The following is a 15833-nucleotide window of genomic DNA, read 5'->3' on the forward strand; positions in this document are numbered from 1 at the left end:
TCACCTCTTCCGTGCGCCGGTTTCGAGGATGGTGCGGTCGATCCATTCGTCGAGACCGGCCGCCTTACGGGCGTAGGTCTCCCGCACCGATTCGTGCGGCAGGATCAGGAACTCCTCCGACGCCAGGCCGTGCACCACGGACTCCGCGACCTCCTCCGGTTCCAGCAGCGGCGCGGCGGCGGCGATCGCGAGCGCCGCCGGGTGTCCGGCGGCGATGCCCGGTTCCAGCAGCGCGGTCCGCACGCCGAGCGGGCACAGCGCGCTGACCCGCACCCCGCGCGGCCGGTAGGTGATGGCCAGCCACTCGGCGAGGCCGACGGCCGCGTGCTTCGTCACCGAGTACGGCGCGTCGCCGGGGGTGCCCAGCAGGCCCGCTCCCGAGGCCGTGATCAGCAGATATCCGTTGCCCCGGCTCAACATCGCGGGGAGCGCGACCTGGGCGGCGTGCACATGCTGCATGACGTTGATCGCCCACGAACGTGTCCACTGTTCGTCCGCGGCGTGCACACCCGTCCCGAACGCGGCACCGGCGTTGGAACAGAAGAGATCCACCGGTCCGAACGCCGTGCGAGCCTCGGCCACCAGCATCTTCAGGTCCTCTTTGGACGACGCGTCGGCGTGCCGCGCGATCGCGGCGCCACCCGAGGCGGTGATCCCGGCGACGACCTGCTCCGCGGCCTCGAGGTCGAGATCCGAGACCACCACCCCGGCGGCGCCCTCGGCGGCGAACCGCCGGGCCATGGCGGCGCCGATACCGTGTGCCGCGCCGGTCAGCACGACGACTCGTCCTGTCACTTCCACATGCGCTCCATGGTTATCGATTCTGCTTTTGATGACAATTCTTCTGTTTTGTTATGCCGGTGAGCAACGCCTTGTACAGAACTGCGACGAAGGTGATAAAAGTGCAGGTCAAGGGACTGTTCTTAAGGTGTCGACATATTTGTTTCCGGCGCCGGACTTTAGCATGCGATCCCTTGTTTTCCGAGTTCTGGTGCGGGAGTATTGCGCTCTCTGCGGCAAGTAGGTTATTTCTTGGGAATCCCGCTGAAAGATCGCCGAACCCGGCGAGGTTCGACCAGCCCCAGCCGAACAGGAGGTCCGCCGGTGAGTCATGCGACGGCGCGCACGCGGGTACTCGGCGTCAACCCGCTCGGACGTCCGGATCCAGGGCTGGCCGCCGCCGTCGCCAGGGGCGGCGGCCTCGGGATCGTGGACATCGGATCCACGATGTCCACAGTGTCCACATCGGACGGAGGGTTCCCGTTCGGCCTTCGCGTCCCGTCGGGCCGCCACGTGCGGGACGAAGAGGTGAGAGAGCGCGGTGCGGGGCTCGTCCTGCTTGCCGAGGGGGCGGTTTGGCGGGGCGGGGCCGATCGTCCGGTGCTGGCCGAGGTGACCGGTGTCGAGCAGGCCGTCCGGATGCTCGACACCGGCGCCACCGGTCTGGTGGCGAAGGGAGCCGAAGCGGGCGGCTCGGACCTCACCACGTTCGTTCTGCTCCAGCGGTTGCTGGAGCGGTTCGGCGAGGACGTCCCGGTGTGGGCGTACGGGGGCATCGGGCCGCGGACGGCGGTGGCCGCCATCGCCGGAGGAGCGGCGGGTGTGGTGCTCGACGCGCTCGGCCTGTACCCGGAGGCCGACGTGCCCGTGACCGCGCGGGCCGAATTGGCGAGGGCCGACGACGGACTCACCACGTTGTTCGCGAATCGCTTCGAGGACGCGGAAAGCGCCGTCCGATCGGTTGTGCGGTCCCTTGCCGCTCCGTCGTCGGCGAGCCCCTCGGACCAGGGCGTACGGCTGTGCCGCACGTTGGGGACCCGCCTGCCGGTCGTGCAGGGACCGATGACGCGGGTGAGCGACCAGCCCGGTTTCGCCGCCGCCGTCGCCACGCACGACGGCTTCCCGTTCGTCGCCGTGGCCACCGCGAACGGCGCCAAGACCACCGAACTGCTCGGCCGCACCGCCGAAGCGCTCGGCGAACGGCCTTGGGGCGCGGGCATCCTCGGCTTCGTGCCGGAGGCGCTGCGTGCCGGACAACTCGCGGCGGTCCGGGCGGCGCGTCCGCGCTGCGTGCTGATCGCCGGCGGGAAACCCGCGCAGGCCAAGGCGCTGGAGGCCGACGGGATCGGGACCTTTCTCCACGTGCCGTCCCCGATCCTCCTGCGGCAGTTCCTCGACGCCGGCATCCGCCGGTTCGTCTTCGAGGGCGCCGAATGCGGCGGGCATATCGGCCCGCGGTCCAGTTTCGTGCTGTGGGAGCAGCAGCTGGACGTCCTGCGCGAACACGGCGCCGAGGACGTCGAGGTGCTGTTCGCGGGCGGGATCCACGACGCCCGGTCCGCGGCCATGGTCGCGGCGATGGCGGGGCCGCTGACGGGGATCGGTGTCCTGATGGGCACCGCGTACCTGTTCACCGAGGAAGCCGTGACCCACGGCGCCATCACCGAGGTCTTCCAGGACCGGGTGCTCGACGCCGGGTCCACGGTCACCCTGGAGACCGCGCCCGGGCATCTGACCCGCTGCCTGCCCAGCCCGTACACCGACGAGTTCGCGGCGCTGAAGGCCGGGCTTCGCGCGGACGGTGTCCCGCCGCAGGAGAGCTGGCAACGACTGGAGGAGCTGAACACCGGACGGCTGCGGATCGCGAGCAAGGGCATCCGGCGGGAAGGCGACGCCCTCGTCGAGGTCGACGCGCTCGGTCAGCTCGCCGAGGGTATGTACATGGCGGGCCAGGTGACGGTGTTGCGCGAGCGGCGCACCGACATCGCCGCTCTTCACCGGGAAGTCACCGATGGCGCGGCGGAACTGCTCGCCGGCCGCACCCCGCCTGAGGAGTCCGTTGTGGACGGTGACATCGCCATCGTCGGCATGGCGTGCGTGTTCCCCGGGGCACCCGACCTCCCGGCCTTCTGGTCCAATGTCCTGCGCGGCGCGGATGCCGTCACCGAGGTGCCGGATCAGCGCTGGGACACCGATGTCTACGCGGACCAGTCGACGTCGAAGTGGGGCGGTTTCCTGCCTGCCGTGGACTTCGACCCGCTCGCGTACGGCATTCCGCCCAACTCGATGGGCAGCATCGACCCGGCCCAGCTGGTGTCCCTGCAGACGGCTCGGCGAGCCCTGGAAGACGCGGGCTACGGCGACGGCGGTTTCGACCGCGAGCGCACCAGCGTCATCTTCGGCGCCGAGGCCGGGGGAGACCTGGCGAACGCCGGTGTGCTGCGTGCGCTTCTGCCCAGCTATCTCGAAGACGTCCCGGAAGAGCTCCTCGCGCAGTTGCCGGAGCTGACCGAAGACTCGTTCCCCGGCACGCTCGCCAACGTCATCTCCGGCCGGATCGCCAACCGGCTCGACCTCGGCGGCACCAACTACACCGTGGACGCCGCCTGTGGCTCCTCGCTGGCGGCGCTGGACCTCGCGGTGAAGGAACTGCGGGCCGGCACGAGCTCGATGGTCCTGTGCGGCGCTGTCGACCTGCACAACGGCGTCAACGACTACCTCATGTTCACCTCCGCGGGCGCGCTGTCGCCGACCGGCCGGTGCCGCCCGTTCGACGCGTCGGCGGACGGGATCGCGCTCGGCGAGGGCGTCGCTTGTCTCGTGCTCAAGCGGCGGGCCGACGCCGAACGCGACGGCGACCGCGTCTACGCCGTGGTCAAGGGCGTCGGCGCGGCCAGTGACGGCAAGGCGCTCGGCCTCACCGCGCCGCGCCCCGAAGGCCAGCGGCGGGCCCTCGCCCGGGCGTACCGCGATGCCGGGGTGTCCCCGGCGGACGTCTCGCTGGTGGAAGCGCACGGCACCGGCACGGTCGTCGGCGATGCCACCGAACTGACCACCCTCACCGAGTTCTTCCTCGACGCGGGGGCTGAGCCGGGCCAGTGCGCGCTGGGTTCGGTGAAGAGCCAGATCGGGCACACGAAATGCGCCGCGGGGCTGGCGGGCCTGATGAAGGCGGCGCTGGCGCTGTGGCACGAGGTCGTGCCACCCACGCTGCACCTGCGCACTCCGAACCCCGCCTGGGACGCCGAGATCAGCCCCTTCGCCTTCTCCACAGGCGCCCGGCCGGTGCCGGTTCCGCGCGGACGCGAGTTCGCCGGGGTGAGCGCGTTCGGGTTCGGGGGGACCAACTTCCACGCGGTGCTCGCCGCTCCGGGAGTGCCGCCGCGACGGCGGCACGGGCCGCGTGACTGGGATGCCGAGCTGGTCCTGCTCCGCGGGTCCGACGTGGACGGTGCCCGGAAGGCGCTGAGTGACCTGCTCGCGGTGAACGAAGGCCGTCCGCTGCGGGAAATCGCCGCTCTCGCCGCCGAACGCGGCGGATCCGAACCGGTGCGGCTCGCCGTCGTCGCGAGTGATCTCGCGGAGTTGCGCGAGGCAGCCGAGAACGGCGGAGGGCTCACCGCGGAGCACACCGAGGCCGGTGCGGTCGCGTTCCTGTTCCCCGGCCAGGGCAGCCAGCGGACGGGGATGCTGGCGGAGCTGTTCGTGCACTTCCCCGAGCTGGCCGACGTGCTGAGGCTCGCTCCCGACGTCGCCGCGACCACCTTCCCGCCGCGCGCGTTCACCGAAGAGGCACGTGCCGCCCAGGACGAGGCGCTCAAGGACACGCGGGTCGCGCAGCCCGCGCTCGGGCTCGTCGAGTCGGCCGTGTGCCGGTTGCTGGCCGACCTCGGTGTCCGGCCGGACCTGCTGGCGGGGCACAGCTACGGAGAACTGGCCGCGCTGTCGGTCGCTGGCGCCTTCGACACCCCGACCTTGGTGGCGCTCAGCCGGGCGAGGGCCCGCTCGATCGCCGAAGTCGCGGGCGCGGATCCGGGCGCGATGGCCGCGGTGAAGGCGTCCCGCGAGGAGCTGGTCGCCGCTCTCGACCACCCGGACGTCGTGCTCGCCAACCACAACGCGCCGGGTCAGACCGTCCTTTCCGGACCGACGGCCGCCGTGGATGAGGCCGTCCGCGTACTGCGTGGCCAGGGGATCGCGGCCAAACGGATCCCCGTCGCCTGCGCCTTCCACAGTCCGTTGGTGGCCGGGGCGAGTGACGTGTTCGCCGCCGATCTCGACAACGCCGAGATCGGCGAGCCGGGTACGCCGGTGTGGTCGAACCGCACCGCCCGGCCGTACGACGCCGGAGCCGTACGCGCGGAGCTCGCCGCGCAGATCGGGTCTCCGGTGCGCTTCGTCGAGCTGATCGAAGACATGTACGCGGCAGGCGCGCGCACGTTCGTCGAGGCAGGCCCGGGGCAGGTGCTTTCCCGGCTGGCCAAGGAAATCCTCGGTGACCGGCCGCATACGGTGATCCCTTGCGACCCCGGTGGGCCGGGGCTGCGAGGGTTCCTCACCGCGCTCGCGCGCCTCGCGCTCACGGGCGTCGACGTGCGCACCGAACGGCTCTTCCACGGCCGCGTCCGCGTCGGCCCGCTTCCCGCGCCCGCCTGGACCGTGGACGGCCAGACCGTCCGCGCGCCCGGCGGCGAGGTCCCCGCCCATGGGCTCGTGCCCGCCCGACGAATCCCGAGGACGACCATGAACCAGCCCGTGCCCGGTCGCGACCAGGCCGTCGTCGAATTCCTCCGCACCAGCCGTGAAATGCTGGCGGCGCAACGGGACGTGATGCTGGGCTACCTCGGCACCGCGCCACTCGCCCCGGCCCCGGTGCAGGTCCCGGTCGTTCCGGCGGTGCTGCCGCCGGTCGTCGTGGCCCAGCCCGCCGTCGAGCCGGAACCGGTCGCCGCGGTGCCGTCACGAGAGGCCCCGAAGACCGACGTCCTGGCCACCGTGATCGGCGCGATCAGCGAACGCACCGGCTATCCGGCCGAGATGATCGACGCCGATCTCGATCTGGAAGCGGATCTTTCCATCGACTCGATCAAACGCACCGAGATCGCGGGCACGCTGCTCGCGAAGCTCGGCCTCACCGGACGGGTGCACGACGACGCCCAGGATCAGCTCAGCCGCGACCGGACGGCGAGCGCGCTGGCCGTCCGGCTGCGGAAGTGGCTCGAACCGGCTGCTCCGCCCGCCGGTGCACCGGCCCCCGCGGGTACCTCGCCCGGCCGGTACCTGCTCAGCCGCGTGTCCGCGCCGCTCCCGACACCCGATCTCGCCAGGGTGAACGGCAAGACGGTCTCGGTGAGCTTCGAGTCAGGCCAGGAGGAACTGGCCGAGTCGGTCCGCGCGGTGTTCGTCGACGCGGGCGCCGTGCCGGGGGAGCGGGCCGAAGCCGACCTCGTCCTCGTGCTGAACCCGTTGTCGGACGCGGAAGAACCGATCGCCGCCCAGGTCTTCGGCCTGCTCAAAGAGGCCAAAGGCGCGGTGGTCGTGGTGGCGAGGCCGGGTGCCGGGCACACCGCCGGACTGCGCGGCCTCGTCCGTGCCGCGGCGCGGGAGCGGACCGAGCCGACCAGGCTGGTCGAGCTGGAGTCCACAGTGGACCTGGCGCGGATAGTGCTGGAAGAGGCGATCGCCGACGGGCCGGTGGCCGTCCGTTACGACACCGCGGGGCGCGCGGCGTTCGAGCCGTCCGCGGGCTCTCTCGGTTCGATCGCGTACGCGGGCGCCGGCCCCGGCGGCGGAGAGGTCAAGGCCCTCGGTCTCGACCAGGATTCGGTGCTGCTGCTGATCGGCGGCGCCCGCGGGATCACCGCGCGGGCGGCGGTCGCGCTGGCGGCGAGCGGATGCCGCGTCGAACTGGCCGGGCGCACCCCGTGGCCGGCCGAACCCGGCGACGACGACCTGCCCGGCGACGCGCCGGGGATGCGCTCGGCGTTGGCCGCCCGAGGTGGTTCGCTGGCGGACATCGAACGCCGGGTGCGCACCGTGCTGGCCCAGCGTGAGATCGCGAGAACACTCGACCAGATCGGCGCGGCGGGCGGTGTCGCGGCCTACCGGTCGCTCGACGTGCGCGACGGCGCCGCCGTCCGGCAAGTGGTCAAGGATCTGCACACCCGCTACGGCCGTATCGACGGCGTCGTCCACGCGGCCGGGGTGATCGACGACAAACTGATGGCCGACAAGGACGAGCAGTCGTTCCGCAGGGTATACGGGACCAAAGTGGACGGTGCGCGCGCGTTGCTCGACGCCTTGGAGCATTTCGGGGTGCGGCCCGGGTTCGTGACGTTCTTCGGCAGCATCGCCGCGGTGCTGGGGAACCGGGGTCAGACCGACTACGCGGCGGCGAACGACGCGCTGGAAACCCTCGGCGAACAGTGGGCGGAACGCACCGGCTGCCGGGCGCTGACCGTCCACTGGGGACCGTGGGCCCCCTCGGAGGACCACGCGGGCATGGTGTCGCCGGAACTGGCGCGCGAGTACGAACGCCGCGAGGTGGCGCTGATCGACCCGGACGAAGGCACGGCCGCGCTCTTGCGTGAGCTCGCCTTCGGCCCGGCCGACGTCCGCTCCGTGCTGTACACGGCGTCACTGTGGTGAATCAGGCCGTGGTGAACCAGGAGCCGGTCGCGATCGTCGGGATGGGTGTCTTCCTTCCCGGTTCGTCCACTGTGGACGAGTACTGGCAGAACATCGTTTCCGGCACCGACGCGATCACGGAAATCCCGCCGCACCGCTGGGATCCGAGCTTCCACGACGGTGACGGCCGCACTCCCGACCGCACCTATGGGCGGCGCGGTGGGTTCGTCGCCGACAGCCTGGACTTCGACGCGACCGCGCTCGGCATCGCTCCGAGTTCCGTCGCCGGGATGGAACCCGACCAGCTGGTCGGGCTGGCCGTGGCCGCTTCCGCCGTCGACGACGCCGGTGGCCTGCGGCGGCTGGGCGACCTCGAACGCGTCGGCGTGATCCTCGGCAGGGGCGGCTACCTCTCGCCCGGGCTCCAGCGGTTCGACCAGCGCGTCCGGTCGGTCCGTCAGATCACCGGCGCCGTCCGGGATCTCCTCCCGTCGGCGCGACCGGAAATGCTCGACAGGCTCCGCGACGCGCTGCTGGAACCGCTCGGCGAGTTCCGGCCGGACAGCGCGATCGGGCTGGTGCCGAACCTCGCCGCGTCGCGGGTCGCCAACCGGCTGGACCTCGGCGGCCCGGCGTACACGGTCGACGCCGCCTGCGCGTCCTCGTTGCTCGCCGTGGACCAGGCGATCGGCGAGCTCTCCCGTCGCCGCTGCGACGTCGTGCTGGCAGGCGGCGTGCACCACTGCCACGACGACACACTCTGGTCGATGTTCACCCAGCTCGGCGCCCTGTCACCGAGCCAGCGGATCAGCCCGTTCTCCCGCGACGCGGATGGCCTGCTGATCGGCGAGGGCACCGCGATCGTGGTGCTGAAACGGTTCTACGACGCACGCCGCGACGGCGACCGGGTCTACGCGGTGCTGCGCGGTTCCGGGACGTCGAGCGACGGCAAGGGCGCGAGCCTGCTCAGCCCGGCCGTCGCGGGCCAGACCCTGGCGCTGCGCCGCGCGTGGGCGTCGGCGGGCCTCGATCCCACCGCGCCCGGCGCGCTCGGCCTGCTGGAGGCGCACGGGACCGCGACACCGACCGGGGACGCGGCCGAACTGACCACCCTCGCCGAGGTGTTCGGCCCGCCGGACGGACCGCGCGCCGCGATCGGCGCGGTCAAGGCGATGATCGGGCACACCATGCCGACCGCCGGGGCCGCCGGGCTGATCAAGGCGGCGCTCGCGCTGCACCACGCCGTCCTGCCGCCCACCCTGAACTGTGCCGATCCCAGTCCACTGCTGGACAAGACCCGGTTCCGCACACTGGCCGCCGCCGAGCGGTGGCAGGCGGGCGACGTCCCGCGGCGGGCGGCGGTCAACGCCTTCGGATTCGGCGGCGTCAACGCGCACGTGGTGCTGGAGGAGGCCGACCCGGCACCCGCGCGGCCACAACGGGCCAAGGTGACCGTGGAGCCCGAGCGGGTCCTGCGGCTCGCGGGGTCCACACCGGACGAACTGCGCGCGCTGCTCGACCGCCAGGAGCCGGAATCCGGCGGACACGGCCCGTGCCGGATCGGAATCGTCGGCCCGACCGGGAAGCGGCTGGAAGTCGCGCGGAGGGTGCTCGCGAAGGTCACGGCCGAGGGCAAGTCCTGGCGCGGGCCCAACGACATCTGGTGCGGCACGGAGCCTCTGTTGCAGCAGAACGGGGCGAAGACCGCGTTCGTCTACCCCGGCCTGGAGGCCGACGCGGAACCGCGCTGCGCCGACGTCGCCCGGCACTTCGGCCTGGAGCGGCCCGAGTGGTCGACGGCGAGTGTGCTTTCGCGTGCCTCCAGCGTGTCCCAGGTCGGGTTGCTGCTCGACACCGCGCTGCGACGGCTCGCCATCACGCCGGATCTGCTCGCCGGGCACAGCGTCGGCGAATGGACCGCGATGCAGGCTGCGGGGATGTATCCGGGACAGTCCACAGAGGACATGTTGGCCCAGTACTGGCCACAGGGATTCACCTTGCCCGACGCCGAATTCCTCGTTCTCGGCTGCTCCGCCGAACGCGCGGAGGCACTGCTCGCCGCCGAACCGGAGCTGATGATCTCCCACGAGAACGCGCCGCGGCAGACGATCGTGTGCGGGGATCCGGCGGCCGCCGCCCGGCTCGCCAAGCTGTGCACCCAGCACGGCGTCGTCGCCAGGACACTGCCGTTCCGGTCCGGGTTCCACACCCCGCTGATGCGCTCCCGGCTCGGCCCGTTCACCCGGCTCGCCGCCGAACTGGACCTGAAGCCGCCGCGGATCCCGGTCTGGTCGGCGACCACGGCGCGGCCGTATCCCGCGGATCCGGTGGAGGTCCGCGAGCTGTACCTGGCCCATCTGGTGCGCAAGGTCCGGTTCCGGGAGCTCGTCGAGGCGCTCTACGCCGACGGCGCCCGGGTCTTCGTGCAGGCGGGAGCCGGTCAGCTCGGTTCGTTCGTGACGGACACGCTGGGTTCGCGGCCGCACCTGGTCATCCCGGCGTCCTCCGGTACGCGGCCCGGTCTCGCGCAGCTGCGCCGGGTGGCCACCGCGGTCTGGGCGGAAGGCGGACGGCCCGCGTTCGACGCGCTGGAACCACGCCGGACCCGGATCGACACGGCTGGCACGCTGCTCTCGGTCGACGGCGACGTCAAAGGCATGTTCGACGGCGCGGTTCCCGAGCTGGTCGACGGCGTGCCGGACGCGATCGTCGCCGAGTTCACCGCGCTGCTCTCCGAGACCCGTCAGGCGGCGGCGAGTGTCGTCAACGCGGCGGCACGGCGGACCTTCGAGTCCACTGTGGACGTCTCACTCGCCACGATGCCGTACCTGGTGGATCACCGGTTCTTCCGTCAGCGCGAGGATTGGCCCGAGGAAGCGGACTTCCGCCCCACGGTCCCGGCGACGACGCTGGTCGAACTGGCTTGCCGGGAAGCGGAACGGGCTTGGCCGGGTTCGGTCGCGACCGGCGTGAGCAATGCCGCGTTCTCCCGATGGCTGATCGCCGCGCCGTCGGTGCGCGTGCCGCTTTCGATGACCCGCGAAGGCGACCGGATCAGTGTCCAGATAGGACCGCACGCCAGTATGGACGTCCACCTGGCGCAGCGGTATCCCACGGCGCCCCGGCCGTCCCCGCTCCCGGGACCGGAAACCGCGCCGCCGCTGAGCGCCGCCGAGATCTACCCGCGACGCGAGATGTTCCACGGCCCCGCCTACCAAGGGCTCGCGAAGCTCATCGGGCTGGGCGAACGGCATATCCGCGGCGACCTCGTCGTGCCATCGGCGCCCGGCGCGCTGCTGGACAACGTCGGCCAGCTGCTCGGCTGCTGGCTGATGGCCACCAAGGCGGACGCGCTGCTGGCCTTCCCGACGTCGATGGGCCGGATCACCTGGTACGGGCCGGAACCGGCGCCGGGCACCCGGCTGCGGTGCGTGGTCCGGGTCCGGCTGCCGCGGCCGGACGTGCTGGAGATGGACGCCGAACTCGTGCGCGACGGTGCCGTGCTGGCCAGGATCGAACAGTGGCGGGACATCCGGTTCCCGTGCGACCGGCCCGCACACCGGGTCTACGCCTTCCCGGACCGGCACCGGCTTTCCGAGGATCACCACGGCGGCTGGACCCTGGTCACCGACCGCTGGCCGAGCCCCGCCGCGCGCGACATCTACGCCGGCGTCTACCTCGGCGCGGAGGAACGCGCCGAGTTCGCCGCCTGCGCGCCCCGGCGGCAGCGCGGCTGGCTGCTGGAACGGATCGCGATCAAGGACGCCGTCCGCGCGAAACTCGGCTGGGACGGCGTGTACCCGGCGGAGCTCCGCGTGAGCGCCGACGGGACCAGGGTGACCGGCCTCCACGGCCGGACGGTGCCGCCGCTGGCGGTGGCCGTCGCGTCGGCAGGAGAGGTCGCGGTCGCCCTCGTCCGCGAGCCGGCCGCGACGCCACCCCGGATCGCGATCCGGGCGGAAGGTGAGCCTGCCGGGCTCGCCGAGGAGATCGGTATCGGGGCGGAATTCGCCGGAATCCCCGGGCACGTGGTGGCCTGGAACCGCGGGTAAGAGCAAGGAGCAGAGCATGACGATCGAACAGCAGAGCCCGGCGTCGGTCTTCGGGACCGTGGCCGAGTTGCTGAGGGAACTGGTCGGGGACACCGACGTCCTCGGCATCGAGATCACCCCGCAGACCACCTTCCACGAGGATCTCCAGCTGGAGAGCATCGACCTGGTCACCTTCGCGAGCATCCTCGCCGAGTTCTTCGGCGCGGACGTGAACCTCGCGGAGTTCCTGGCCGAGAAGGACCTGGACGACGTGATCGGACTCCGCGTCGGCGACATCGCGGACTACGTCGCCGCCCGCCTCGGCGAACGGGGCTGAAGCGGTGCCGACGATGACCGTCAACGGGCTGCGCACGAACGTGCAGCTCGTGCCCGGCGGGGGTACGGAGACCGTGGTGTTCCTGCACGGCATGGGCACCGACAGCCTCGCGAGCTTCTACCTCACGCTGGCCCCGCCGGTCGCCGCCGCCGGCGTGGACGTGATCAGCTACGACCTGCGCGGGCACGGCAAGACCGAACGCCCCGAGCGCGGGTACACGATCGCGGACTTCATCGCCGACCTCGACGACCTGCTGGACCAGCTCGATCTCGACCGGCCGGTCCACCTGGTCGGCAACAGTTTCGGCGGCACCCTCGCCTACAGCTACGCCGTGGCGAAACCGGACCGTGTGCGCAGCATCGTGTGCATCGAATCGGAGCCCGCCACCGAACTGTGGGCCGACAAGATGGCGCAGATCCTCGAGCACACCGTGCGGTTCTTGAAGGTCGAGGAGAGCTTCGACTGGATCGAGGCCAACTACAGCGCCCATCACCGGCGGCTCGCGCGAATGGCGGCAGAGCGGATCATGGCGACGTCGATGGCCGAGGAGGTCCCGCTCGGCCCGTTGCTGACCATGGACCAGGTGGCCGGGATCGACTGCCCCGTACTGTCCATTCTGGGCAGTCACGGCTATCAGGCCGACGACCTCACCGCGCTGACGTCCTTGTTGCCCCGCGGGGAGTTGCACGTGTTCGAAGGCCAAGGGCATTCGGTGCTCGTCGAGCAGCACCGGGAAGTCCGGGAGCTGCTGCTGAACTGGATCTCCCGGCACGGGAGGCCACGCGGATGAGCCGGTTCCTGCTGGTCGTCCCGCCGCTCACCGGGCATGTGGCGCCGTTGCGCGCGGTGGCCACCGAACTGGTGGGGCGCGGCCACGACGTCGCCTGGTGCGGCCCGGAACCCACGACGTCCGAGCTGACGCGCGCGGGCCGGGTGTACGCGGCGGGCGACGCGCTGGAGTTCGCGGTGGAGCGCCGTCCCGAAGGCCTGCGCGGGTTCGCGGCGTTGAAGTTCCTGTGGGAGCAGTATCTTGTTCCGCTCGCGGACGCGATGGTGCCCGGGGTCGAGAAGGCGGTCGACGACTTCCGTCCCGACGTCGTGATCGCCGATCAGCAGGCCTTCGCGGGTGCCCTCGTCGCGAGCCGCCGCGGTCTGCCGTGGGCGACGTCGGCGTCGACGTCGACCGAACTCGGCGATCCGCTGGGCGCCATGCCGAAGATCGCCGCTTGGGTCGACGGCCTGCAGGACGGTCTTCGCGAGCGGCACAAGGTGTCCTGCGGCGACCTGCGCTTCTCCCCGGATCTCGTCCTGGCCTTCACGACCGTGTCCCTGACGGGGCCGATCGCCGACGCGGGCGCGGTCCGGTTCGTCGGCCCCGCGCTGGCCCCCGCGCCCCCGCTGGGGTTCTCGTGGGACCTGCTCGACGGCCGTCCGCTCGTCCTCGCGACCCTCGGCACCGCCAACGCCGCCCTCGGCCGCCGCTTCCTGTCCGAATGCGTCGACGCCCTCGCCGGGATGCCGGACGTCCAAGGTCTGGTCGTCGATCCCACCGGTGAGCTGATCAGCGACGATGTGCTTTTGGCCAAACGGATTCCGCAGCCGGAGCTGGTGCGGAAGGCGGCGGCGGTGATCTGCCACGGCGGGCACAACACCGTCAGCGAGACCCTCGCTTCCGGGCTGCCGCTGGTGATCGCGCCGATCCGGGACGACCAGTCGATGCTCGCTCAGCAGGTCGAGGCCGCCGGTGCCGGGTTGCGGCTGCGCTTCGACCGCGTGAAGGCACCCGACATCCGCCGCACGGTCACCGAAGTGCTGACGGAGCCCGCCTACGCCGCCGCGGCCGCGCGAGTGCGGGCCTCGTTCGCGGCGGCCGGGGGAGTCGTAGCGGCGGCGGACCACCTGGAGTCCCTGCCGCGCTGAGCGTAACTCGCGTGCTTGGAGCCGTATCTCGCGTGATTGAAGGCGTAACACGCGAGATACGGCTTCAATCACGCGTGTTACGCCTTCAATCACGCGAGTTCCGGGTTCGGCCTCAGGCCATCGGGGTGACGTCCCGCGGTGTGCGGAACGTCCTCGCCGCGATCCACCCGCCCGCCAGCGCCGCCACGGCGGCGATGGCGAGCGAGACGGGGATCGACCAGCCCGAAGGGCGGCCAAGCGCGAGCGCTCTTGTCGCGTCGATCGCGTAGGTCAGCGGGTTGAGCGCCGAGGCCACCCGCAACCAGGTCGGCATCGTCTCGAGCGGCATGTACGCGCTGGAGGAGAACATCAGCGGGAACATGACCACGAAGGACGCCATCTGCAGGGTTTCGGCCTTGCGCAGCCAGGTCGTGATGGCGACGAAGATCCAGCTCAGGCACCAGCCGACGACGAGCGTGAGCAGAAGTGCCGCGGTGACACCGAAAACGCCGCCGGTCGGCCGGAAACCCAGCAGCACCACGCTGGCGAGTGCGGTCACCAGCAGTTGCACGCCGAGTCTGGCGGAGTCGGAGATGGTGCGCGCCACCAGGACGGCGGAAAGGCTGATGGGCATGCAGCGGAGCCGTCCGGTGAATCCACTGTAGATCTCCGCGAGCAGGCCGGCGCCGGAACTCATCGCCGTGGTCATCGCGATGTTCACCAGCGTCGCCGGGACGAGGAAGTTCACGTAGCCCTGATAGGCCGCGACCCCGGGCAGTGTGCTGACCCCGTTGAAGACCTGGCTGAACAGCAGGAGCAGCACGATCGGCTGCAGCAGACCGAAGAACACCAGCCGCCGGTCGCCGAACGCGGTCTTCAGCGACCGGGCGGCGAGCACCCGGACCTGGGTGGCGAAGGTGCTCGGCGGCCAGGCCGCCGGATCGGTCAGCGCCGACGGCGACGGCGCGCGGTGGCGTGCCTCGGTCATGTCGTGACCGCCGGATTCCGGTGCAGGGAAAGGTAGACGTCGTCGAGTGTCGGCTCGGCGACGGTGAGGTCCTTCATCGGCGCGCCCGCCGCGTCGAGCGCGCGGACCAGCACGGTGATGTCGGCGGGCCCGGAAAGCGCGACGCCGACCACCAGCCCGGAGGCTGACGTCGTGCAGCCCATGCCGAGCCGGTGCAGTGCGGCCAGCGCACGGCGGGCGGCGAGGTCGGTGCCGAAGGTCAAGGTCGCGGTCCGTTCCCCGAGCCGGGCCTTCAGTTCCGACGGCCGGCCGGAAACCGTGACGTGCCCCAGCCCCAGCACGATGACGTGATCCGCCAGCCTGTCCGCCTCCTCGAGGTACTGCGTGGTGAGCACGACGGTGGTGCCGCGTGCGGCGAGTCGTTCGACGCCGTCCCAGAGCCCCGCCCGGCTGAGCGGATCGAGGCCGGTCGTCGGTTCGTCGAGGAAGAGGACTTCGGGGGAGCCGACGAGCCCCGCGGCGAGATCGAGCCGTCGCCGCATTCCGCCGGAGTACGTCCGAGCCGGACGGTCCGCGGCGTCGTCGAGGCCGAACATGGCGAGCAGTTCGGCCGCGCGGGCCCTGGCCTGGCGCCGGTTCGCGCCCAGCAGCCTGGCGACGAGTTCGAGGTTGCCGCGGCCGGAGAGCGCGTCGTCGACCGCCGCGAACTGGCCGGTGACCCCGATCCGCCGCCGGACGTGGTGCCCGGCGCGCACGACGTCGAAACCGCAGACCTTGGCGCTGCCGCCGCTCGGCTTGACCCGGGTGCTGAGGATGTCGATCAGCGTCGTCTTGCCCGCGCCGTTGTGGCCGAGCACCGCGAGCACGGTGCCGCGGCCGACACGAAGGCTGATGCCGGCGAGGGCCGTCACTTCACCGTAGTGCTTGGCGAGGCCGGTCACCTCGATGGCAGCCTGCTCCATTCGCCGAACGTAGCGGCTGTTCCGACGCGGCCGCAATGAACGCGAGCGGACTCCGGGTGCGCGTGACAGTTCCTCGCTCGCGGCTGTTGACGGAAGTGACAAAAACGATTTCGCGAGGATGCCGATGCCAGTGAATCAAACGGCCGACCGCATGCGTATGACAAAGAAAAAGCGACGGATTCGGTGTCCTTGCCGGTGCGGCTGGGCGCAGGTAATTTGTCGATTTCGTG

8 protein-coding genes are annotated in these 15833 nt (G+C 71.5%); 5 read left to right on the plus strand and 3 right to left on the minus strand.

Translation table 11 applies throughout. The annotated features are described in order from the left end of the window. Positions 1-801 carry an SDR family oxidoreductase gene (locus tag DL991_RS26355; RefSeq protein WP_125787036.1) on the minus strand — a complete coding sequence of 267 codons (801 nt, stop codon included), beginning with the start codon at positions 799-801 and terminating at the stop codon, positions 1-3. A gap of 303 nt (positions 802-1104) precedes the next feature. On the opposite strand from DL991_RS26355, the gene DL991_RS26360 reads away from it, so the two are divergent. The 5 genes from DL991_RS26360 to DL991_RS26380 are packed head-to-tail and all read left to right on the plus strand — an operon-like array spanning position 1105 to position 13695. Then, positions 1105-7428: a type I polyketide synthase gene (locus tag DL991_RS26360; RefSeq protein WP_125787037.1), complete on the plus strand. Its 6324-nt coding sequence runs from the start codon at positions 1105-1107 to the stop codon at positions 7426-7428. Positions 7429-7436: 8 nt separating this feature from the next. Beyond that, the gene (locus DL991_RS26365) at positions 7437-11459 is read left to right on the plus strand and encodes a beta-ketoacyl synthase N-terminal-like domain-containing protein (RefSeq protein ID WP_125787038.1); all 4023 of its coding nucleotides are present in this window, start codon (positions 7437-7439) and stop codon (positions 11457-11459) included. 16 nt (positions 11460-11475) lie between these two features. After that, on the plus strand, positions 11476-11775 hold the full coding sequence (locus DL991_RS26370; protein WP_101608575.1) for a phosphopantetheine-binding protein: 300 nt from the start codon (positions 11476-11478) through the stop codon (positions 11773-11775). Positions 11776-11779: 4 nt separating this feature from the next. After that, positions 11780-12565: an alpha/beta fold hydrolase gene (locus DL991_RS26375; RefSeq protein WP_125787039.1), complete on the plus strand. Its 786-nt coding sequence runs from the start codon at positions 11780-11782 to the stop codon at positions 12563-12565. Continuing rightward, positions 12562-13695 (plus strand): glycosyltransferase, encoded by a 1134-nt coding sequence (locus DL991_RS26380; RefSeq protein ID WP_125787040.1) that lies wholly within the window; start codon positions 12562-12564, stop codon positions 13693-13695. The genes DL991_RS26375 and DL991_RS26380 overlap by 4 nt, the downstream gene beginning before the upstream one ends. Positions 13696-13807: 112 nt before the next feature. Here DL991_RS26380 and DL991_RS26385 read toward each other — a convergent pair whose 3' ends face one another. Both DL991_RS26385 and DL991_RS26390 read right to left on the minus strand, forming a co-directional pair. Further along, positions 13808-14662 carry an ABC transporter permease gene (locus DL991_RS26385; RefSeq protein WP_125787041.1) on the minus strand — a complete coding sequence of 285 codons (855 nt, stop codon included), beginning with the start codon at positions 14660-14662 and terminating at the stop codon, positions 13808-13810. Beyond that, entirely contained in the window at positions 14659-15603 is a 945-nt protein-coding gene (locus tag DL991_RS26390) for an ATP-binding cassette domain-containing protein (protein ID WP_125787042.1), read from the minus strand. The genes DL991_RS26385 and DL991_RS26390 overlap by 4 nt, the downstream gene beginning before the upstream one ends. Between the last annotated feature and the right edge of the window lie 230 nt (positions 15604-15833).

This window comes from Amycolatopsis sp. WAC 01375, assembly GCF_003947325.1.
Taxonomy (GTDB): Bacteria; Actinomycetota; Actinomycetes; order Mycobacteriales; family Pseudonocardiaceae; genus Amycolatopsis.